Annotated in this window: 18 protein-coding genes; 9 read left to right on the top strand and 9 right to left on the bottom strand. The window is 72.7% G+C overall.

All coding sequences use genetic code 11. The annotated features are described in order from the left end of the window. Positions 1–11: 11 nt before the first annotated feature. The 3 genes from AQJ64_RS51125 (at position 12) to AQJ64_RS26650 (ending at position 2,023) form a co-directional block, all read left to right on the top strand. A complete protein-coding gene (locus AQJ64_RS51125; RefSeq protein WP_059203044.1) occupies positions 12–659 on the top strand; it encodes an HD domain-containing protein in 648 nt (215 codons plus the stop codon). Further along, positions 656–1,144 carry a GNAT family N-acetyltransferase gene (locus AQJ64_RS51120; protein ID WP_055639155.1) on the top strand — a complete coding sequence of 163 codons (489 nt, stop codon included), beginning with the start codon at positions 656–658 and terminating at the stop codon, positions 1,142–1,144. The genes AQJ64_RS51125 and AQJ64_RS51120 overlap by 4 nt, the downstream gene beginning before the upstream one ends. A 129-nt stretch (positions 1,145–1,273) precedes the next feature. Then, positions 1,274–2,023: a hypothetical protein gene (locus tag AQJ64_RS26650; RefSeq protein WP_059203043.1), complete on the top strand. Its 750-nt coding sequence runs from the start codon at positions 1,274–1,276 to the stop codon at positions 2,021–2,023. Here AQJ64_RS26650 and AQJ64_RS26645 read toward each other — a convergent pair. Beyond that, complete coding sequence (locus AQJ64_RS26645) at positions 2,013–2,309, bottom strand: DUF4031 domain-containing protein (RefSeq protein WP_055638823.1); 297 nt, start codon at positions 2,307–2,309, stop codon at positions 2,013–2,015. The two genes, AQJ64_RS26650 and AQJ64_RS26645, sit on opposite strands and share 11 nt — an antisense overlap. 7 nt (positions 2,310–2,316) lie before the next feature. Beyond that, positions 2,317–2,712 (bottom strand): hypothetical protein, encoded by a 396-nt coding sequence (locus tag AQJ64_RS26640; RefSeq protein ID WP_055638824.1) that lies wholly within the window; start codon positions 2,710–2,712, stop codon positions 2,317–2,319. Positions 2,713–2,766: 54 nt separating this feature from the next. Between AQJ64_RS26640 and AQJ64_RS26635 the strand changes: the two genes are divergently transcribed. The 4 genes from AQJ64_RS26635 to AQJ64_RS26620 are packed head-to-tail and all read left to right on the top strand — an operon-like array spanning position 2,767 to position 6,685. Beyond that, complete coding sequence (locus AQJ64_RS26635; RefSeq protein WP_055638825.1) at positions 2,767–3,675, top strand: MurR/RpiR family transcriptional regulator; 909 nt, start codon at positions 2,767–2,769, stop codon at positions 3,673–3,675. A gap of 40 nt (positions 3,676–3,715) precedes the next feature. After that, positions 3,716–4,651, top strand: a complete 936-nt coding sequence (gene murQ, locus AQJ64_RS26630) for an N-acetylmuramic acid 6-phosphate etherase (protein ID WP_055638826.1) — start codon at positions 3,716–3,718, stop codon at positions 4,649–4,651. Between the two features lie 16 nt (positions 4,652–4,667). Then, the gene (locus AQJ64_RS26625; RefSeq protein WP_055638827.1) at positions 4,668–6,119 is read left to right on the top strand and encodes a PTS transporter subunit EIIC; all 1,452 of its coding nucleotides are present in this window, start codon (positions 4,668–4,670) and stop codon (positions 6,117–6,119) included. Continuing rightward, complete coding sequence (locus AQJ64_RS26620) at positions 6,116–6,685, top strand: hypothetical protein (RefSeq protein WP_059203042.1); 570 nt, start codon at positions 6,116–6,118, stop codon at positions 6,683–6,685. Before AQJ64_RS26625 ends, AQJ64_RS26620 begins: the two co-directional genes overlap by 4 nt. A gap of 161 nt (positions 6,686–6,846) precedes the next feature. On the opposite strand, the gene AQJ64_RS26615 is transcribed toward AQJ64_RS26620, so the two are convergent. From AQJ64_RS26615 to AQJ64_RS26600, 4 genes are all read right to left on the bottom strand, one after another. After that, on the bottom strand, positions 6,847–8,379 hold the full coding sequence (locus AQJ64_RS26615) for a carboxylesterase/lipase family protein (RefSeq protein ID WP_055636809.1): 1,533 nt from the start codon (positions 8,377–8,379) through the stop codon (positions 6,847–6,849). Positions 8,380–8,495: 116 nt separating this feature from the next. After that, positions 8,496–9,971, bottom strand: a complete 1,476-nt coding sequence (locus tag AQJ64_RS26610; RefSeq protein ID WP_055636808.1) for an MFS transporter — start codon at positions 9,969–9,971, stop codon at positions 8,496–8,498. 143 nt (positions 9,972–10,114) lie between these two features. Beyond that, entirely contained in the window at positions 10,115–10,969 is an 855-nt protein-coding gene (locus AQJ64_RS26605) for a metallophosphoesterase (RefSeq protein ID WP_055636810.1), read from the bottom strand. Between the two features lie 28 nt (positions 10,970–10,997). Continuing rightward, positions 10,998–12,125: an NADH:flavin oxidoreductase gene (locus AQJ64_RS26600; RefSeq protein WP_055636807.1), complete on the bottom strand. Its 1,128-nt coding sequence runs from the start codon at positions 12,123–12,125 to the stop codon at positions 10,998–11,000. A gap of 169 nt (positions 12,126–12,294) precedes the next feature. On the opposite strand from AQJ64_RS26600, the gene AQJ64_RS26595 reads away from it, so the two are divergent. Next, the gene (locus AQJ64_RS26595; RefSeq protein WP_107103424.1) at positions 12,295–12,594 is read left to right on the top strand and encodes a hypothetical protein; all 300 of its coding nucleotides are present in this window, start codon (positions 12,295–12,297) and stop codon (positions 12,592–12,594) included. Continuing rightward, on the top strand, positions 12,591–13,283 hold the full coding sequence (locus AQJ64_RS26590; protein ID WP_055636805.1) for a methyltransferase domain-containing protein: 693 nt from the start codon (positions 12,591–12,593) through the stop codon (positions 13,281–13,283). Before AQJ64_RS26595 ends, AQJ64_RS26590 begins: the two co-directional genes overlap by 4 nt. Here the strand turns inward: AQJ64_RS26590 and AQJ64_RS26585 are convergent. The 3 genes from AQJ64_RS26585 to groL form a co-directional block, all read right to left on the bottom strand. After that, the gene (locus AQJ64_RS26585; protein ID WP_055636804.1) at positions 13,264–13,638 is read right to left on the bottom strand and encodes a VOC family protein; all 375 of its coding nucleotides are present in this window, start codon (positions 13,636–13,638) and stop codon (positions 13,264–13,266) included. The two genes, AQJ64_RS26590 and AQJ64_RS26585, sit on opposite strands and share 20 nt — an antisense overlap. A gap of 74 nt (positions 13,639–13,712) precedes the next feature. Next, complete coding sequence (locus AQJ64_RS26580) at positions 13,713–13,967, bottom strand: hypothetical protein (RefSeq protein WP_055636803.1); 255 nt, start codon at positions 13,965–13,967, stop codon at positions 13,713–13,715. A gap of 468 nt (positions 13,968–14,435) precedes the next feature. Further along, positions 14,436–16,058, bottom strand: coding sequence for a chaperonin GroEL (groL, locus tag AQJ64_RS26575; protein ID WP_055636802.1), 1,623 nt, complete (start codon positions 16,056–16,058; stop codon positions 14,436–14,438). Positions 16,059–16,293 lie beyond the last annotated feature (235 nt).

Raw genomic sequence — 16,293 nt, 5'->3', positions numbered from 1 at the left:
AGAATGAGCCCATGGCCGACCTCGACGCCCTGCGCACCCGCTTCGCCCACGCCCTGGAGGCAGCCAGGGCCCCGGCCGCCGCCGGCCCCGACCCCGCGCCCTACGCCGACGACCTCCTCACCCGCTGGCAGGAACCCCGGCGCCGGTACCACACCGTCGAGCACCTCTCAGCGGTCCTGGACCACGTCGACGTACTGGAGGAGCACGCGGACGACCCGGCCGCCGTACGGCTCGCCGCCTGGTTCCACGACGCCGTGTACCTGCCCGACCGCTCCGAGAACGAGGAGCGCTCCGCCCGGCTGGCCGAGCGGGCCCTGCCCGAGGCGGGGGTGGGGGAGGCGAGGACCGCCGAGGTGGCGCGGCTGGTGCGGCTGACCGTCACCCACGATCCCGCCGCCGAGGACCGCGACGGGCAGGTGCTGTGCGACGCCGACCTCGCGATCCTCGCCGCGCCGCCCTCCGCGTACGCCGCCTACACGGCCGCCGTCCGCGAGGAGTACCACTTCGTGCCGAACGACGCCTTCCGCGCCGGGCGCGCCGCGATCCTGCGTCAGCTCCTCGGGCTGCCCCGGCTGTTCAGGACGCCGTACGGGGCCGAGCGGTGGGAGGCGACCGCGCGCTACAACCTGCGGTCCGAGCTGGAACTGCTCACGTCGTGACCCGTATCCCCGGCCCCCGGCTCACCCTCGAAGGCGCCTCCCCCACCGCCCTCGCCGATCTCTGGTCCGGCGGCGACGGCGGCTACGACTGGCTCGGCGGCAGCCCGTACGACGGCACCCGCGACGCCGCCGGAATGGTGTTCCGGGCCCATGAGAACGGCGTCCTGCGGCCCGACTTCGGGCTCTACGTCGTCATACGCCAGGAGGACCGCCGGGCGATCGGCAGCATGGGATTCCACGCCGCGCCCGACGAGGACGGGCGTACGGAGATCGGCTACGACCTCGTCCCCGGCGCCCGCGGCCACGGCTACGCCACCGAGGCGCTGCGCACACTGGCCGGCTGGGCGCTCGCCCGGGACGACGTACGCCGGCTGTTCGCCACCGTCGAACGGGGCAACGCCCCTTCCCGCGCCGTACTCGAACGGACCGGGTTCGTGCGGGTGGGGGAGGGCGAGGGCACGTACGCGTATGAGCTGCGCGGCTGACCTCGACCTGGCGTAGCCTGGGGCGATCTTCCGCCCTTCGGCTCCCCCCGCACCCCACGCGCTTCGGATAATTCCGGCACGGCCGCGCCGCGCACGGGCCGCGTACGCCGGGGGAAGCGGGGGAGCGTCATGAGTCAGAACGGCCCGGCCACGCCGCCCGGACCGCCGGTACCGGACCCCCATGCCCGGCGGGGCGTGCGCTGGACCATCATCGGCATCGTGATCAGCACGGTGATCGCCCTGGTGAGCCTCTACTTCCAGGCCCAGCAGTCCAAGGGCGACAGCGCGGACCCGCCCACCCCCGGCAGCAGCACGCCCGCCGAGCCGGTTCCCACGCCGGACGACGAGAGCCCGAGCAGCGACCCGCCCTCCCCGACGCCGGACGACTCAGGCCCGGACGACTCCAGCCCCACCCCGTACTCCGGCGACGACGGCCTCACCCTCGCCGAGCACGACCTGCGCGACTCGCTCAACACCGACCAGTGGTCGCGCGACAGCTGCTCCCACACCGTGTGGCAGGGCGCCACGGCCGCCCTGTACTGCACGGTCACCACCGTCGACCAGTTCGGCGTCACCGGCACCGGCAAGGCCAGTGTCGTGATGTACGAGACGAAGACCGACCGGGACAGCGTCTTCCAGACCTACGCGGGCAACATGCCCGAGGGGAACTGCGAGGCGCAGATCAACGTGCGCGGCAGCTGGTCCGAGAACAACACCGGCCAGGCGGCGGGCGACGTCGTCTGCTTCCTGTCGACCACCGGGCAGTACGTCTTCCTGTGCAGCTACTACGACCGTCCCGCCCTGGTCCAGATCACCGGCCCCGACCAGAACAGCCTGACCGCCTGGTGGCACACCATGGAGCCGGTGTTCACGGACTGATTCCACCGGTGTTCCGGCCTCTGTCCGCCCCGCCCTTGCGCCGGCGCAGCCCCGCCGCGTGCAGCAGCCGCACCACCTCACGGCTGCCCACCTCGAGCGCGCCCGCGGCGACCACCTCGGCGTACCGGTGCGACGGGATGTCGTAGTGGTCCCGCTCGAAGGCGCGCCGTGGCACGCCCAGCTTCTCGGCGAACGCGTGCAGTTCGTCGTACGAGACATCGCTGACGAGGTGGGACCACATCCGGCCGTGCCCCGGCCAGTTCGGGGGGTCGATGTAGAGCGTCACGACGGCCTCACGAGGAACGCGTCCCGCCCGTCGCCGTGCCCAGCGCCCCGACCGCCGCGACCTTCACCCCCGCCTGGTGGCACACCCAGTGCGGATCGGAGCCCAGTTCGGGCTCGACGTCGAGGGCGTGCGGATCGCCGGAGCCGCAGACCGGGCACAGCGGCCAGCGGCCGTACCGTTCGAGGAGCGCGTCCTGGACGTCCTGGGCGACCAGCCCGGCCAGATACGCCATCCCGTCCGGCCACTGCTCCACCCACCAGCGGCGCTGTACGACGGATTCCTCGACCATCGACACCACGTCCGCCGCGGCGACCTCACCGGAGGCCAGATCGGCCAGCACGAGGGCGCGGGCGGTGTGCAGCGCCTGTTCGAGGGCGCTGACGGGGATGCCGGAAGGGTCCATGCCCCCATTGTGCGCGTGCTTGACCCCACCCCGGTGTGAAAATACCTTTCAGAGGTGCCCCAGGAAGCGAAGGAAACCTTCGGTCCGGCAGCCTTCCGCCCGGCGCCCGCCGCGCTCGCCGGCAGGGTCCGCACCCTCGCGCCCTCCCTGACCCGTTCCCTGCGGCGCGTCGCGGAGGCCGTCGCGAACGCCCCGGCCGGCTGCGCCGCCCTCACCGTCACCGGCCTCGCCGAACGCACCGGCACCAGCGAGGCCACCGTGGTCCGCACCGCCCGCGTCCTCGGCTACCCCGGCTACCGCGACCTGCGTCTGGCCCTCGCCGGGCTCGCCGCCCAGCAGCAGTCCGGCCGCGCGCCCGCCCTCACCACCGACATCGCCGTGGACGACTCCCTCGCGGACGTCGTCGCCGAACTCGCCCACGACGAGCAGCAGACCCTCGCCGGCACCGCGGCCTGCCTCGACACCGCCCAGCTGGAGGCGGCGGTCACCGCGGCGGCGGGCGCGCGGCGGGTCGATGTGTACGGCGTCGGCGCGAGCGGGCCGGTCGCCCAGGACCTCACCCAGAAGCTGCTGCGGATCGGGCGCGTGGCCCACGCGCACAGCGACCCGCACCTCGCGGTGACGAACGCGGTGCAGCTGGGCGCGGGGGACGTCGCCGTCGCGATCACGCACTCCGGGTCGACCGGGGACGTCATCGAGCCGCTGCGGGTGGCGTTCGAGCGGGGGGCGACCACGGTCGCCATCACCGGGCGGCCGGAAAGCCCCGTCGCCCAGTACGCCGATCACGTCCTGACCACGTCGACGGCACGCGAGAGCGAGCTGCGGCCCGCGGCGATGTCCTCCCGGACCGGGCAGTTGCTGGTCGTGGACTGTCTGTTCGTGGGGGTGGCCCAGCGGACCTACGAGGCGGCGGGGCCCGCGTTGGCCGCGTCGTACGAGGCGTTGGCGCACCGGCACAGGTAGTGGTGTTGCACTGGACCCGCATCAGAAGGAACCGTCTGCCATGACCTCCACCTCTCCCTCCGACGATCTGCGCCGCCGGCTCTCCTCCCTCACCACCGAGGCCTTCCGGCCCGAGCTCGCCGACATCGACCGGCTCGCCACCCTCGACCTGGCCCGGCTGATGAACGGTGAGGACGCCGGTGTGCCGGCGGCGGTCGCCGCCGAGCTGCCCCGCATCGCCGCCGCCATCGACGCCGTCGCGGAACGGATGGCGCGCGGCGGGCGGCTGGTCTACGCGGGCGCCGGGACCGCCGGGCGGATGGGTGTGCTCGACGCCTCCGAGTGCCCGCCGACCTTCGACACCGCCCCCGGGCAGGTCGTCGGCGTCCTCGCCGGCGGGCCCACGGCCCTGACCACCTCCGTCGAAGGGGCCGAGGACTCCCCCGAGCTGGCCGTCGCCGACCTGAAGGCCCTCCGGCTGACCGCCGACGACTCGGTGATCGGCGTCTCCGCCTCCGGCCGTACCCCGTACGCGATCGGCGCGGTGGAGTACGCCCGGACGCGCGGGGCGCTGACCGTGGGGCTGTCCTGCAACGCGGGCAGCGCGCTGGCGGCCGCCGCCGAGCACGGGATCGAGGTCGTGGTCGGGCCGGAGCTGCTCACCGGCTCGACCCGGCTGAAGGCCGGCACCGCGCAGAAGCTGGTGCTCAACATGGTGTCGACGATCACGATGATCCGGCTGGGCAAGACGTACGGGAACCTGATGGTCGACGTCCGGGCCTCGAACGACAAGCTGCGCGCCCGCTCGCGGCACATCGTCGCGCTGGCGACCGGGGCCGGGGACCGGGAGGTCGAGGCGGCGCTCGCGGCCACCGGCGGCGAGGTCAAGCACGCGATCCTGGTACTGCTGGCCGGGGTGGACGGGGCGGCGGCCACCCGCCTTCTGGAGGAGTCCGGCGGTCATCTGCGTGCCGCGCTGGCCGCGGCGGCCGGCTGACCCGCACGCTCGGTGGGTGAGCACCCCGAAGGACAGCGCCCATGACCTCGCCGCCGCGATCCTCCCCCTGGTCGGCGGCCCCGCGAACGTCACCTCCGTCGCCCACTGCATGACCCGCCTGCGCCTCACCCTCACCGACCCGACCCGGACGGACGAGGACTCGCTGCGGGCACTGCCCGGCGTACTCGGGGTCGTCACGGCCGACGACACCTGGCAGGTGGTCCTGGGACCGGGCGTGGTGACAAGGGTGACGGCCGAGTTCCAAGGCCTGACGGAACCAGAACGGCGGCCCACCGAGCCGGCTGCCGCGGGGCGGCCTGCCGTGCGGGGCGCGGGGTTGCGGGAGGACCGGCGGCGTGACGCCACCCCGCTCAGGACCGCCCTGCGCCGGCTCGCCGCCGTGTTCGTCCCGCTCATTCCCGCGCTGATCGGCTGCGGCATCCTCGCGGGTCTCAACGGTCTGCTCGTCAACGCGGGTCTGCTGCCCGGCCTGACGCCCGCCCTGACCGCCGTCGCCTCCGCCTTCATGGCGCTGATCCCGGTGTTCGTCGGGCTCAACACGGCGAAGGAGTTCGGCGGCACCCCGGCCCTGGGCGGTGCGGTCGCGGCGGTCGTCGTCTTCCCCGGGGTGGCGAAGGTGACGGCGCTCGGGGTGCATCTCTCCCCCGGTCAGGGCGGGGTGCTCGGCGCGCTGGCCGCGGCCCTGCTGGCGACCCGTGTCGAAAAGTGGTGCCGGGGCAGGGTCCCGGACGCCCTGGACGTCCTCCTCACCCCCGCCCTGACCGTCCTCGTCGCGGGCCTGGGCACGCTGTACGGGATCATGTACGCGGCCGGGGCGGTCTCCACCGCGATCGGTACGGCGGCGAACTGGCTGCTGGCCACCACGGGCGCCGTCGCCGGCCTGGTCCTGGGCGGCCTCTTCCTCCCCCTGGTGATGCTCGGCCTCCACCAGGCCCTGATCCCGATCCACACCACCCTCATCGACCAGCAGGGTTACACGGTGCTGCTCCCGGTCCTGGCGATGGCGGGCGCGGGCCAGGTCGGCGCGGCGGTCGCGGTGTACGTCCGGCTGCGCCACGACACCTCCCTCGGCGCCTCTCTTCGTACGACGATCAGATCGGCGCTCCCGGCGGGCCTGCTGGGCGTCGGCGAACCCCTCGTCTACGGCGTCTCCCTCCCTCTCGGCCGCCCCTTCCTGACCGCCTGCGCGGGCGGCGCGGCCGGCGGTGCCTTCATCGGCTTCTTCGCGATGCTCGGCGACCGGGTCGGCGCGAGTGCCATCGGCCCCTCGGGGTGGGCCCTGTTCCCCCTGCTCGCGGGGAACAGGGGGCTGGGGGTCACCGCCGCGATCTACGCGGGCGGCCTCCTCACGGGCTACACGGTCGGCTTCGCGGCGACCTACGCCTTCGGCGGCGTGCGAAGGGCGGCGGCCACCGCTGCGCCGGCCGCCCTACCCTGGGTGCCATGAACCACGCCCAGTCCACCGCCCTGGGCCGTGCCCTCCGACTGCTCGGGGAGCACGGCGAGGCCCTGTCCGCCGACACCCCCGACGCCCGGCTGCACGAGGTCAAGGCCGACCTGCGGCGCGCCCTGGAGCTGCTCGACGAGGGCGTCACCAGCGCCGTGCCCACCACCCGGTGCGCCGAGCATCCCCACGGCCCCGTCGACGAGGCCGCTCCCGATCTCTGCCTGCTCTGCGAGACCCGGCGGCGGGCGGCCCGCCGGGCCGAGTTCAACGGCCCCGCCCCGCAGGGCGCGCCCGCCTCCCACGCCCCCTCCCGCTACGGCAGCCGCAGCGACCGGCCCCAGCCCCAGCAGCGCTGGCTGCCCGAGCTGTGGAACGGGCAGGAGTGGCAGCTGTGCGGCACGCCCCGGCGCGACCGGCACGAGGCCGAGCTGTACCTCGCCGCCCTGCGCCGCGGCTCCCGCCCCGCCATGGCCTACCGCCTGGTCCACGAGTTCACCGACTACGAGGTCCTGCGCATCTGGGGCACCCCGGTGAAGGTCGACATCGAGCCCCTGGGCAACCTCTAGTGCCGCGGCAGGCAACGTTTGCCCGTCAAGGAGCGGCGTCCGGTGCGTGCTCTCGGCGTGCCGGCCGGAAGTCCTCGTACTGGACGTACTTGGGCTTTCGGCCGGTGCGGCGAGAGTGCGTGCCGGGCGTCGCGACGGGGCGAACGTTGCCTGCCGCGGCACTAGCCACCCAGCAGGGGAAGCGGCGGGAAGTCCCGGCCCTCCCACAGGCGCCGGGCCGTCTCCTCCGGGTAGGGGACGACCTTCGGCTCGGCGTCCAGCACCTGCACCAGCCGCCGCTCCAGGTCGTACGCCGGCCAGCCCGGGTCGCCCGAGCGGGCGAAGGACGTCCAGGACGTCTGGAACCGTGCGGTCAGCGCGCGGGCCTCCTCGCCCACCTCCACCCCGGCGAACAGCAGATTCCCCAGGTCCGCCTGGTACGTGCCGAACAGCAGCGGGATGTCCAGGCCGTGACAGGCGCCCAGGGTGCCGCCCATGCCGGGGGCCGGCCAGGTCAGTTCGTAGACATGGGCCCGCCCGCCGCCCGCCAGCTGCGCCTCGGCCAGGTGGAGGGACGGTATGTGGAACAGCCAGTCGGACTGCACCCGCTCGAACAGCTCACCGGCGTCCGCGTCCGGATAGGCCTCCCGGTAGGCCCGCGCGCCCGCCTCGCCGCCCGGCGCGAACAGCCGCAGCACCCCGGCGGCCTGCTCCTCCGTCACCTTGCCCAGCAGCCCCGCCAGGGCCAGGAACAGCCGGTACTCCTGGGCGTTGTGCCCCACGACCAGCTCGATGTCACGGCCCGCGCCCGCCGCCAGCGCCTGCCAGGGGGTCACCGGCAGCACCTCCCCGTCCACCACCGGGGAGAACGGGGTGACCGTGGGCGCCACCTGTCCCCAGCGGTCGACCCGCTCCCCCATCTTCGCGCTCAGCGCCGCCCCGGCCTCGGGCAGCTCGCGCGGGTCGACCGCCGCCAGCTCGGCGGCCGTGGGGCGCAGTCCCGCCTCGGCGGCGATCGCGGAGGCGAGGTCACGGGCCAGCGCGTCGGAGAAGAACGTGCCGGGCACGCTCTGCGCGATCGCCCGGCCGAACAACCCCCGCGCCAAGGGCATGGCCAGCAGCGACGCCACCGAACCGGCCCCCGCCGACTCGCCGAACACGGTCACCCGGCCCGGATCCCCGCCGAACGCCGCGATGTTGTCCCGCACCCACTCCAGCGCGGCCACCTGGTCCAGCAGCCCCCGGTTCGCGGGTGCCCCCTCGATCCGCGCGAACCCCTCGATGCCGACCCGGTAGTTGAGGGTGACGACGACCAGATCACCCGCGCGGGCCAGGTGCCGGGCGTCGTAGCCGGGGCTGCCGGCGTGGCCGAGTTTGTACGCGCCGCCGTATATCCAGACCATGACCGGACGGCCGCCCCGGGCGTCCGCCTCGGGCGTCCACACGTTCACCGTCAGCCAGTCGTCGCCCGTCGGGGCGTCCGGCACGCCCGTCCGCCCCTGGATGCCGGCCTCCTGCGGGGGCGGCGGGCCGAAGGCGGACGCGTCGCGCACGCCGTCCCACGGCCGGGGCGGGCGCGGGGCCTGGAAACGGGCCTCCCCGACGGGCGGGGCCGCGAACGGGATTCCGCGGAAGACCGTCAAACCGTCCTCGCGGCGGCCGCGGACGGCTCCGGCGGTGGTCCGTGCGACGAGGGCTGCCTCGGCTGTCGTCATCGATCACTCCTGTATTCGCTGGCTGTTCGGGAAACGGGCGGCGCCCGGCGAAAGTGCCGAAGACGGCCGACACCCCTCGTGTGGGTGACGGCCGTCTCCGGCGGGCGGGTTGGGGCTCACGCCTTGACCGGTGCGACCTCCTGGGACTCCCCCGCCACGACCGCGGGCTGCGCCGCGGCCCGGCGCTTCGGGATGAAGACGGCGAGGAGGAAGGCGACCAGGGCCGCGCCCGCGCCGATGGCCATGACGACCTTGAAGCCGTTCTCGGAGGGCAGGGCGTACCCGCCGAAGTCGGTGGTCATCTGGGCGAGGACGACGCCGGCGATGGCGCTGGCGAAGGAGGTGCCCAGGGACCGCATCAGGGTGTTGAGGCTGTTCGCGGCACCGGTCTGGGAGGGGTCGACCGCGGCCATGATCAGGGCGGGCATGGCGCCGTAGGTGAAGCCGACACCGGCGCCGATGACGCAGGACGCCAGGACGATGTGCCAGACCTCGCTCATGAGGACGATGTTCAGGCTGTAGCCGGCGGCGACGATCAGCGCGCCGATCATCAGGGTGACCTTGGGGCCCTTGGCCCGGGTGATCGCGGCGGACACGGCCGACATGACCATCATCACCAGGCCCTGCGGGGCCAGCAGCAGACCGGCGGCGAGCATCGACTTGCCGAGGCCGTAGCCGGTCTGCGCGGGCAGCTGGAGGATCTGCGGGAGGACCAGCGACATCGCGAACATCGAGAAGCCGAGGGCGATCGAGGCGAGGTTGGTGAACAGGACCTGCCGCTTGGCGGTGGTGCGCAGGTCGACCAGGGGCTGCCCGGCCTTCAGCTCCCACCAGCCCCAGGCGGGCAGGATCACCAGGGCGGCGCCGCCCAGGCCCAGCGTGGTGGCGGAGGTCCAGCCCCAGTCGGCGCCCTTGGACACGGCGAGCAGCAGCGTGACGAGACCGGCCGACAGGCCGAGCGAGCCGACCAGGTCGAAGCGGCCGCCGGTGCGGTTCCTCGACTCGGGGAGGAAGACCAGGACGAGGGCCAGGGCGAGGACACCGAGGCCGGCGGCGACCCAGAACAGGACGTGCCAGTTCCAGTTGTCCGCGATGAACGCGGCGGTCGGCAGTCCGAGCGCGCCGCCGACCCCGAGCGAGGCGCTCATCACGGCCGTCGAACCGGCGAGCTTCTCGGCCGGGACGGTGTCCCGCAGGATGCTGATGCCGAGGGGCACCACGGCGGCCGACAGCCCCTGGAGCACCCGGCCGACGATCAGCGGGACGAGGGAGTCGGAGAGGGCGCAGACCACCGAGCCGGCGATCAGCATGAGGATGCTGACGACCAGCATCCGCCGCTTGCCGATCATGTCACCGAGCCGGCCGACGACCGGGGTGGCCACGGCGGCCGCGAGGAGGGTCGCGGTGACCGCCCAGGCGGTGTCCGAGGCGGGAGCGTCCAGCAGCCTCGGCAGCTCGGAGACGATCGGGATGACCAGGGTCTGCATCAGCGAGACGACGATCCCGGCCAGGGCCAGCACCGCCACCACGGCGTTCGACCTCGGCGGGGCGGGTGTCCCCGCCGCGGCGGGTCGGGCAAGGGCGTCGGACATGACAGGGCCTCCGTCGGATGCGCAGGGAACGAGGAAGGGCGGCAAGCACTGGAGAACTGCTTGACTCAAGCAAGCTTATGCAGATTGATTGAGTTAAGCAAGCTAAATCTGCCCGCCTACCTCCCTCGGCGCCTCCCGGGGCCTCAGCCGTGCCGAGCGATGATCTCCCTCGTCCGCTCCTCGTCCAGCTCGTAGACGGTCTCGTGGGCCCGCGGATCCCGGGCGTGGAAGGTGTGGAACATCGGCCCGTCCTGCCCGCCCAGCTCCACCAGCGAAGCCGACGCCCCGCGCACCGCCCGTTCGGTGCCGGGCGCGGTGGTCAGGTCGATGCGGTTGACGACACCGGGTGTCACCCACACGGGCACCGCCGCCAGGAACCCGCAGAGCTGGAGGTGGTAGTGCCCGGTCAGCAGGACCCGTACGTCACTCCCCCGGATCACCGCCGCCAGCTCACCGGGATCACGCAGCCCGAAGACCTGCTGGGTCGCCGAGACGGCCAGACCGACCGGCGGATGGTGAAAGGCGAGGACGGTCCCGCACCCGGCCGGGACGGCCAGCACCTCCCTCAGCCACTCCAGCTGGGCCGCGCCCACCCGCCCGTACACCTCTCCCGGCACCAGCGAGTCCAGCGTGACGAGCCGCCATCCGCCGACCGAGCTGACGGCGGCCCGCTCGGCGCCCGGGAACGCGCGCACCGCAGCCGGATGCCCGACGCCCAGCACCTTCGTGAAGGCGGACCGCTCGTCGTGGTTGCCGGTCGTGTAGAAGACGGGCGCGCCGAGGGAGCGCGCGAAGTCTCCGACCAGCTCGCGCACGATCGCGTAAGCCGCCACCGACCCGTCGTCGGCGAGATCACCGGTGACGACGACCGCGTCCACGTCCCGCTGATGACGCAGCTCGGCGAGCATCAGCCGCAGGGAGGCGGTGGGGTCGACACCGCGCCGATCGGGGCCGTCGACCCCCTGGATATGGGTGTCCGAGAGATGAAGGATCCTCATCTCCCGGACCATACTCCCGAGTCGACGGTCAGCTGAGGGTGCTCAGCGCGGCCGCGTCGTACGCCTTCAGCTCGTCCGTACGCCCCGCGAGGACCTTGGCCGCCCACTCGGGGTCCTGGAGCAGCGCACGCCCCACGGCGACCAGGTCGAACTCGTCGCGCTCCAGGCTGTCGAGGAGGTCCTCGATGCCCTTGACCGGCGAGCCCTCACCGGCGAAGCCCCGGATGAAGTCACCGTCGAGACCCACCGAGCCGACGGTGATGGTGGTCTTGCCGGTGAGCTTCTTCGTCCAGCCCGCGAGGTTGAGGTCGGAGTCCTCGAACTCCGGGATCCAGTAGCGGCGGGTGGAGGCGTGGAAGGCGTCGACACCGGCGGCGGCCAGCGGCGTGAGGATGGCCTCCAGCTCCTCCGGGGTCTCGGCGAGCCGGGCGCGGTAGGCCTCCTGCTTCCACTGCGAGTAGCGGAAGATGATCGGGAACTCGGCCGAGACGGTCTCGCGGACGGCCGCGACGACCTCGGCGGCGAACTTCGTACGGGCCACGGCGTCACCGCCGTAGGCGTCGGTACGGCGGTTCGTGCCGGCCCACAGGAACTGGTCGACGAGGTAGCCGTGGGCGCCGTGGATCTCGACGCCGTCGAACCCGATGCGCTCGGCCGCGGCCGCGGCCTCGGCGAACGCGCCGATGACGTCGTCCAGGTCGCGCTGGGTCATCGCCTTGCCGGTGCCCTCGGTGCCGTCCATGCGCAGCCCGGACGGACCGACGGCCGGGGCGTCCGCGTACGGCGGCTCGCCCTGGTTGCGGACCATGCCGATGTGCCAGAGCTGCGGCACGATCGTCCCGCCCGCCGCGTGCACGCCCTCGGCGACCTTCGCCCACCCCGCGAGCTGCTCCTCACCGTGGAACCGGGGCACCCGGTCGCTCTGCCCGGCCGACTCGTGTCCGACGTACGTCCCCTCGGTGACGATCAGACCGACACCGGCGGCGGCGCGCCGCGCGTAGTACGACACCACGTCCTCGCCCGGGATGCCGTCCGGGGAGAACATCCGGGTCATCGGCGCCATGGCGATCCGGTTCGGGACGGTCAGGCCGTTGATGTTCACCGGACGGGAGAGGATCTCGGCGGCGCGGGTGGGGGTGGGCTCGGTGACGCTCACGTGGGGGGCTCCTCGTAAAGTGTTGGGGACCAGTCGGTATGTGCACATGCATCGAGTGGCTCTGAAAGAGAACTCCCGCGCCGCCCGTCCCATTCCGGACGCGCCCCGGAACACCCTGTGATCCCGGCCACGCGGGGGCGTTGTCCGTGGTGCCGGTTAGCGTTTCGGCATGGGAGACGCGATGTGGGTGGGGACGTGGGCGACGGCCGGTTCTTCGGGGGATCCGCGCCTGCCGCGGACGCCGACGGGGCACGCGGGCCGGGTGACGGCGGTGGCCACGACGGTCGTGGACGGCCGCGCGGTGGCGGTCACGGGAAGCAGGGACCACACCGTACGGACCTGGGACCTGACCACCGGCAGCCCCCTGCACCCCCCTCTCGGCTGCCGCGCGGACGCGACCACGGCGGACGGTCACCTGGTGGTGGGCCACGGCCGGGAGGTCGCGGTACTGGTCCGGGTGACCGCATGACGGGGCCCGTGCTGGTGGGCAGGGCCGCGCTGGAGTGCTCCTCCGTGGTCGCCAACAACACGATGAACCGCGAACGCGGACTGGCGGGGGTGAACAGCTACGCCCGCGAGCTGGGCCTGGACCCCCTGGCCTGGCTGTCGGACCGTCGCCCCGGGGCCCGCTCCTGGCTGGACCTGTGCAGCGGCGAGGGCCGGGCCCTGCGGCAGGCGGCCCCGGCGCTGCCCGCCGACGCGGTCCTCACGGGCGTGGACCTGGTGGGCCCGCTGCTTCCGCTGCCGACGCCGCCCGCCCTGGAGGAGATCACCGCCTCGGTCTCCACCTGGGCGCCGACCCGGCCGTACGACCTGATCACCTGCGTGCACGGCCTGCACTACGTGGGCGACCAGTTGGGCCTGCTCACCCGGGCCGCCTCCTGGCTGACGGAGGAAGGACTGCTCATGGCCCACTTCGACCCGGAGTCGATCCGCCGGCCGGACGGCGGGCCGGCGGGAAGGGCGGTGCTCGCGGCACTCCGGGCGGCGGGGTTCGCGTACGACGCGCGCCGCCATCTGCTCACCCTGCGGGGCGCCCGGAGCACCACCCTCCCCTTCACCTACCTGGGCGCCGACCCGACGGCCGGCCCCAACTACACGGGCCAGCCGGCGGTCGGCTCCCACTACTCCCGGACGGTCACAGATACGGCCGGGTGATCAGCTCGACGGCGTGACCGGCGGGGTCCTTGAAGTAGACGCCCCGGCCGCCGTGTTCATGGTTGATCTCACCGGGCCGCCGCATCTGCGGATCGGCCCAGTGCACGACGCCGCGCTCACACAGCCGCTCGTACGCCCGGTCGAACAGCTCGTCGTCGACGAGAAAGGCGTAGTGCTGCATCTGGATCTCGACCGGCGGCTCGGCGAACTGGAGCAGGACGCCGTCGTCCAGCTGGATGTTGGTGAAGGGCCCCCAGGACGGGGCTTCCGCCAGCTCCAGCAGTTCCCGGAAGAACCGGGCCGACTCGGCGCGGTCCCTGGCGGCGATGATGGTGTGGTTGAAGGTGACCGACATGCGGTTGTCCTCGCTTTGCGCTCGACACGGAGAAGGGGTTCTCGGTGCACGGGCGCGGGGAGGGCCGCGGGCGGTCAGCTCTCCATCGGATCGCCCATCCGTGTGTGGCGCGAGGCCGGTCCGGTGTTCATGTCAGGAACCCTACCGCGGTTGAGCAGACGTACCCGCTCCCGCGGTTCGTCGGCGGCGGACGCCTCACCGGGCTCCTCCGGCCCCCGGCGTCCCCGCAGGGCGTCGGCGAGCCGCGAGGCCACGACGAAGTTGCAGCGGCCCAGGTCGATGAGGGCGAACCGGTCGTCCCGCGCGGCCGACACCGGGCCGAGCCGCACGGAGGGAAGCCGGACCCCCGCGTCCCGCAGGCGGCGTGCAGCCGCTCCAGAGCCTCGGGGGCGTTCCGGGCGGGCCGCTGCTCCTCGGGTGGGAGACGAAGCCTGCTGAGGCCGAGTGCCCCGGGCCGGGACCGGGGCACTCGGCCGTCTCGCGGCGCCAGGCGTGCCTCCCCTTCCGCCGACGCTCGCAGACCGTTTGTGTCCCTACCCGGCTCTCGATCACAGACCGAAGCTCAACCGAGGAAGAAGACCGCCGCGAGGCCGCTTCGTGACCTACGCGGTGGTGTGCCGGCACCACGCCATGAACGAGTTCCGACGGCTCCGCACGATCGACCCCGCGGGAGCGAAGGCGACCGCCGCGGCGGTACGCGACCTCGGCAAGTCGGCCGCACATGCCCGAAGGGCGGTACCCCCTGCTCGAGCAAGGGATACCGCCCTCGGAAAGGACGCAGATCAACCAGAGGTCGATCAGAAGTCCATGTCACCGCCCGGCATACCGCCACCGGCGGGCGCGGCGGCCTTCTCCGGCTTGTCGGCGATGACGGCCTCGGTGGTGAGGAAGAGCGCGGCGATGGAGGCGGCGTTCTGCAGGGCAGAGCGGGTCACCTTCGCCGGGTCGATGATGCCGGAGGCGATCATGTCGACGTACTCACCGGTCGCGGCGTTCAGGCCGTGGCCGACCTGGAGGTTGCGGACCTTCTCCACGACGACGCCACCCTCGAGACCACCGTTGACGGCGATCTGCTTGAGCGGGGCCTCCAGCGCGAGCTTCACGGCGTTGGCGCCGGTCGCCTCGTCACCCTCGAGGTCCAGCTTCTCGAAGACGGAGGACGCCTGGATGAGCGCCACGCCACCACCGGCGACGATGCCCTCCTCGACGGCCGCCTTCGCGTTGCGAACGGCGTCCTCGATGCGGTGCTTGCGCTCCTTGAGCTCGACCTCGGTGGCGGCACCGGCCTTGATGACGGCCACGCCGCCGGCCAGCTTCGCCAGACGCTCCTGGAGCTTCTCGCGGTCGTAGTCCGAGTCGCTGTTCTCGATCTCGGCGCGGATCTGGTTCACACGGCCCGCGACCTGGTCCGAGGAGCCGGCACCGTCGACGATGGTGGTCTCGTCCTTGGTGATGACGACCTTGCGGGCCTTGCCCAGCAGGTCGAGGGTCGTGTTCTCGAGCTTGAGACCGACCTCCTCGGAGATGACCTCGCCGCCGGTGAGGATGGCGATGTCGTTCAGCATCGCCTTGCGGCGGTCGCCGAAGCCCGGGGCCTTGACCGCGACGGACTTGAAGGTGCCGCGGATCTTGTTGACGACCAGGGTCGACAGGGCCTCGCCCTCGACGTCCTCGGCGATGATCAGCAGCGGCTTGCCCGACTGCATGACCTTCTCCAGGAGCGGGAGCAGGTCCTTGACGTTCGCGATCTTGGAGTTCGCGATCAGGATGTACGGGTCGTCGAGGACGGCCTCCATACGCTCCATGTCGGTGGCGAAGTACGCCGAGATGTAGCCCTTGTCGAAGCGCATACCCTCGGTGAGCTCCAGCTCCAGACCGAAGGTCTGGGACTCCTCGACGGTGATGACGCCTTCCTTGCCGACCTTGTCCATGGCCTCGGCGATGAGCTCGCCGATCTGGGTGTCGGCGGCGGAGATGGAGGCGGTGGAGGCGATCTGCTCCTTGGTCTCCACGTCCTTGGCCTGCTCGAGCAGGGCGCCGGAGACAGCCTCGACGGCCTTCTCGATACCGCGCTTCAGAGCCATCGGGTTGGCGCCGGCGGCCACGTTGCGCAGACCCTCGCGCACCAGGGCCTGGGCCAGGACGGTCGCGGTCGTCGTGCCGTCACCGGCTACGTCGTCCGTCTTCTTCGCGACTTCCTTGACCAGCTCGGCGCCGATCTTCTCGTACGGGTCCTCGAGCTCGATCTCCTTGGCGATGGACACACCATCGTTGGTGATCGTGGGGGCGCCCCACTTCTTCTCGAGGACGACGTTGCGACCCTTGGGGCCGAGCGTCACCTTGACGGCGTCCGCGAGCTGGTTCATGCCGCGCTCGAGGCCGCGCCGCGCCTCCTCGTCGAACGCGATGATCTTGGCCATGTGAAGTGGTCCCTCCAGGACTGGGGGTGATTCCTTCGGACCGCGCCCGCGCCCGCGACGGACGGCTCGCATGCCGCGTGGTTCCTTGCCCCACCTGGCCTGCGGGCCTCACCGACCCGGTCCTTCTTTGTCACTCTCACCTTCAGAGTGCTAACGCCAATGATTAGCACTCGGCATGGTCGAGTGCAAGCGCCTCCCGAGGACTGGGGTCAGGTTCGCCGGTCCGTCCGGGCCC

Origin of the sequence: Streptomyces griseoruber (genome assembly GCF_001514205.1) — a bacterium.
Classification (GTDB): Bacteria; Actinomycetota; Actinomycetes; order Streptomycetales; family Streptomycetaceae; genus Streptomyces; species Streptomyces griseoruber.
Note: the sequence above shows the minus strand (reverse complement) of the source record. Positions and strands in the feature narration are given on the sequence as shown.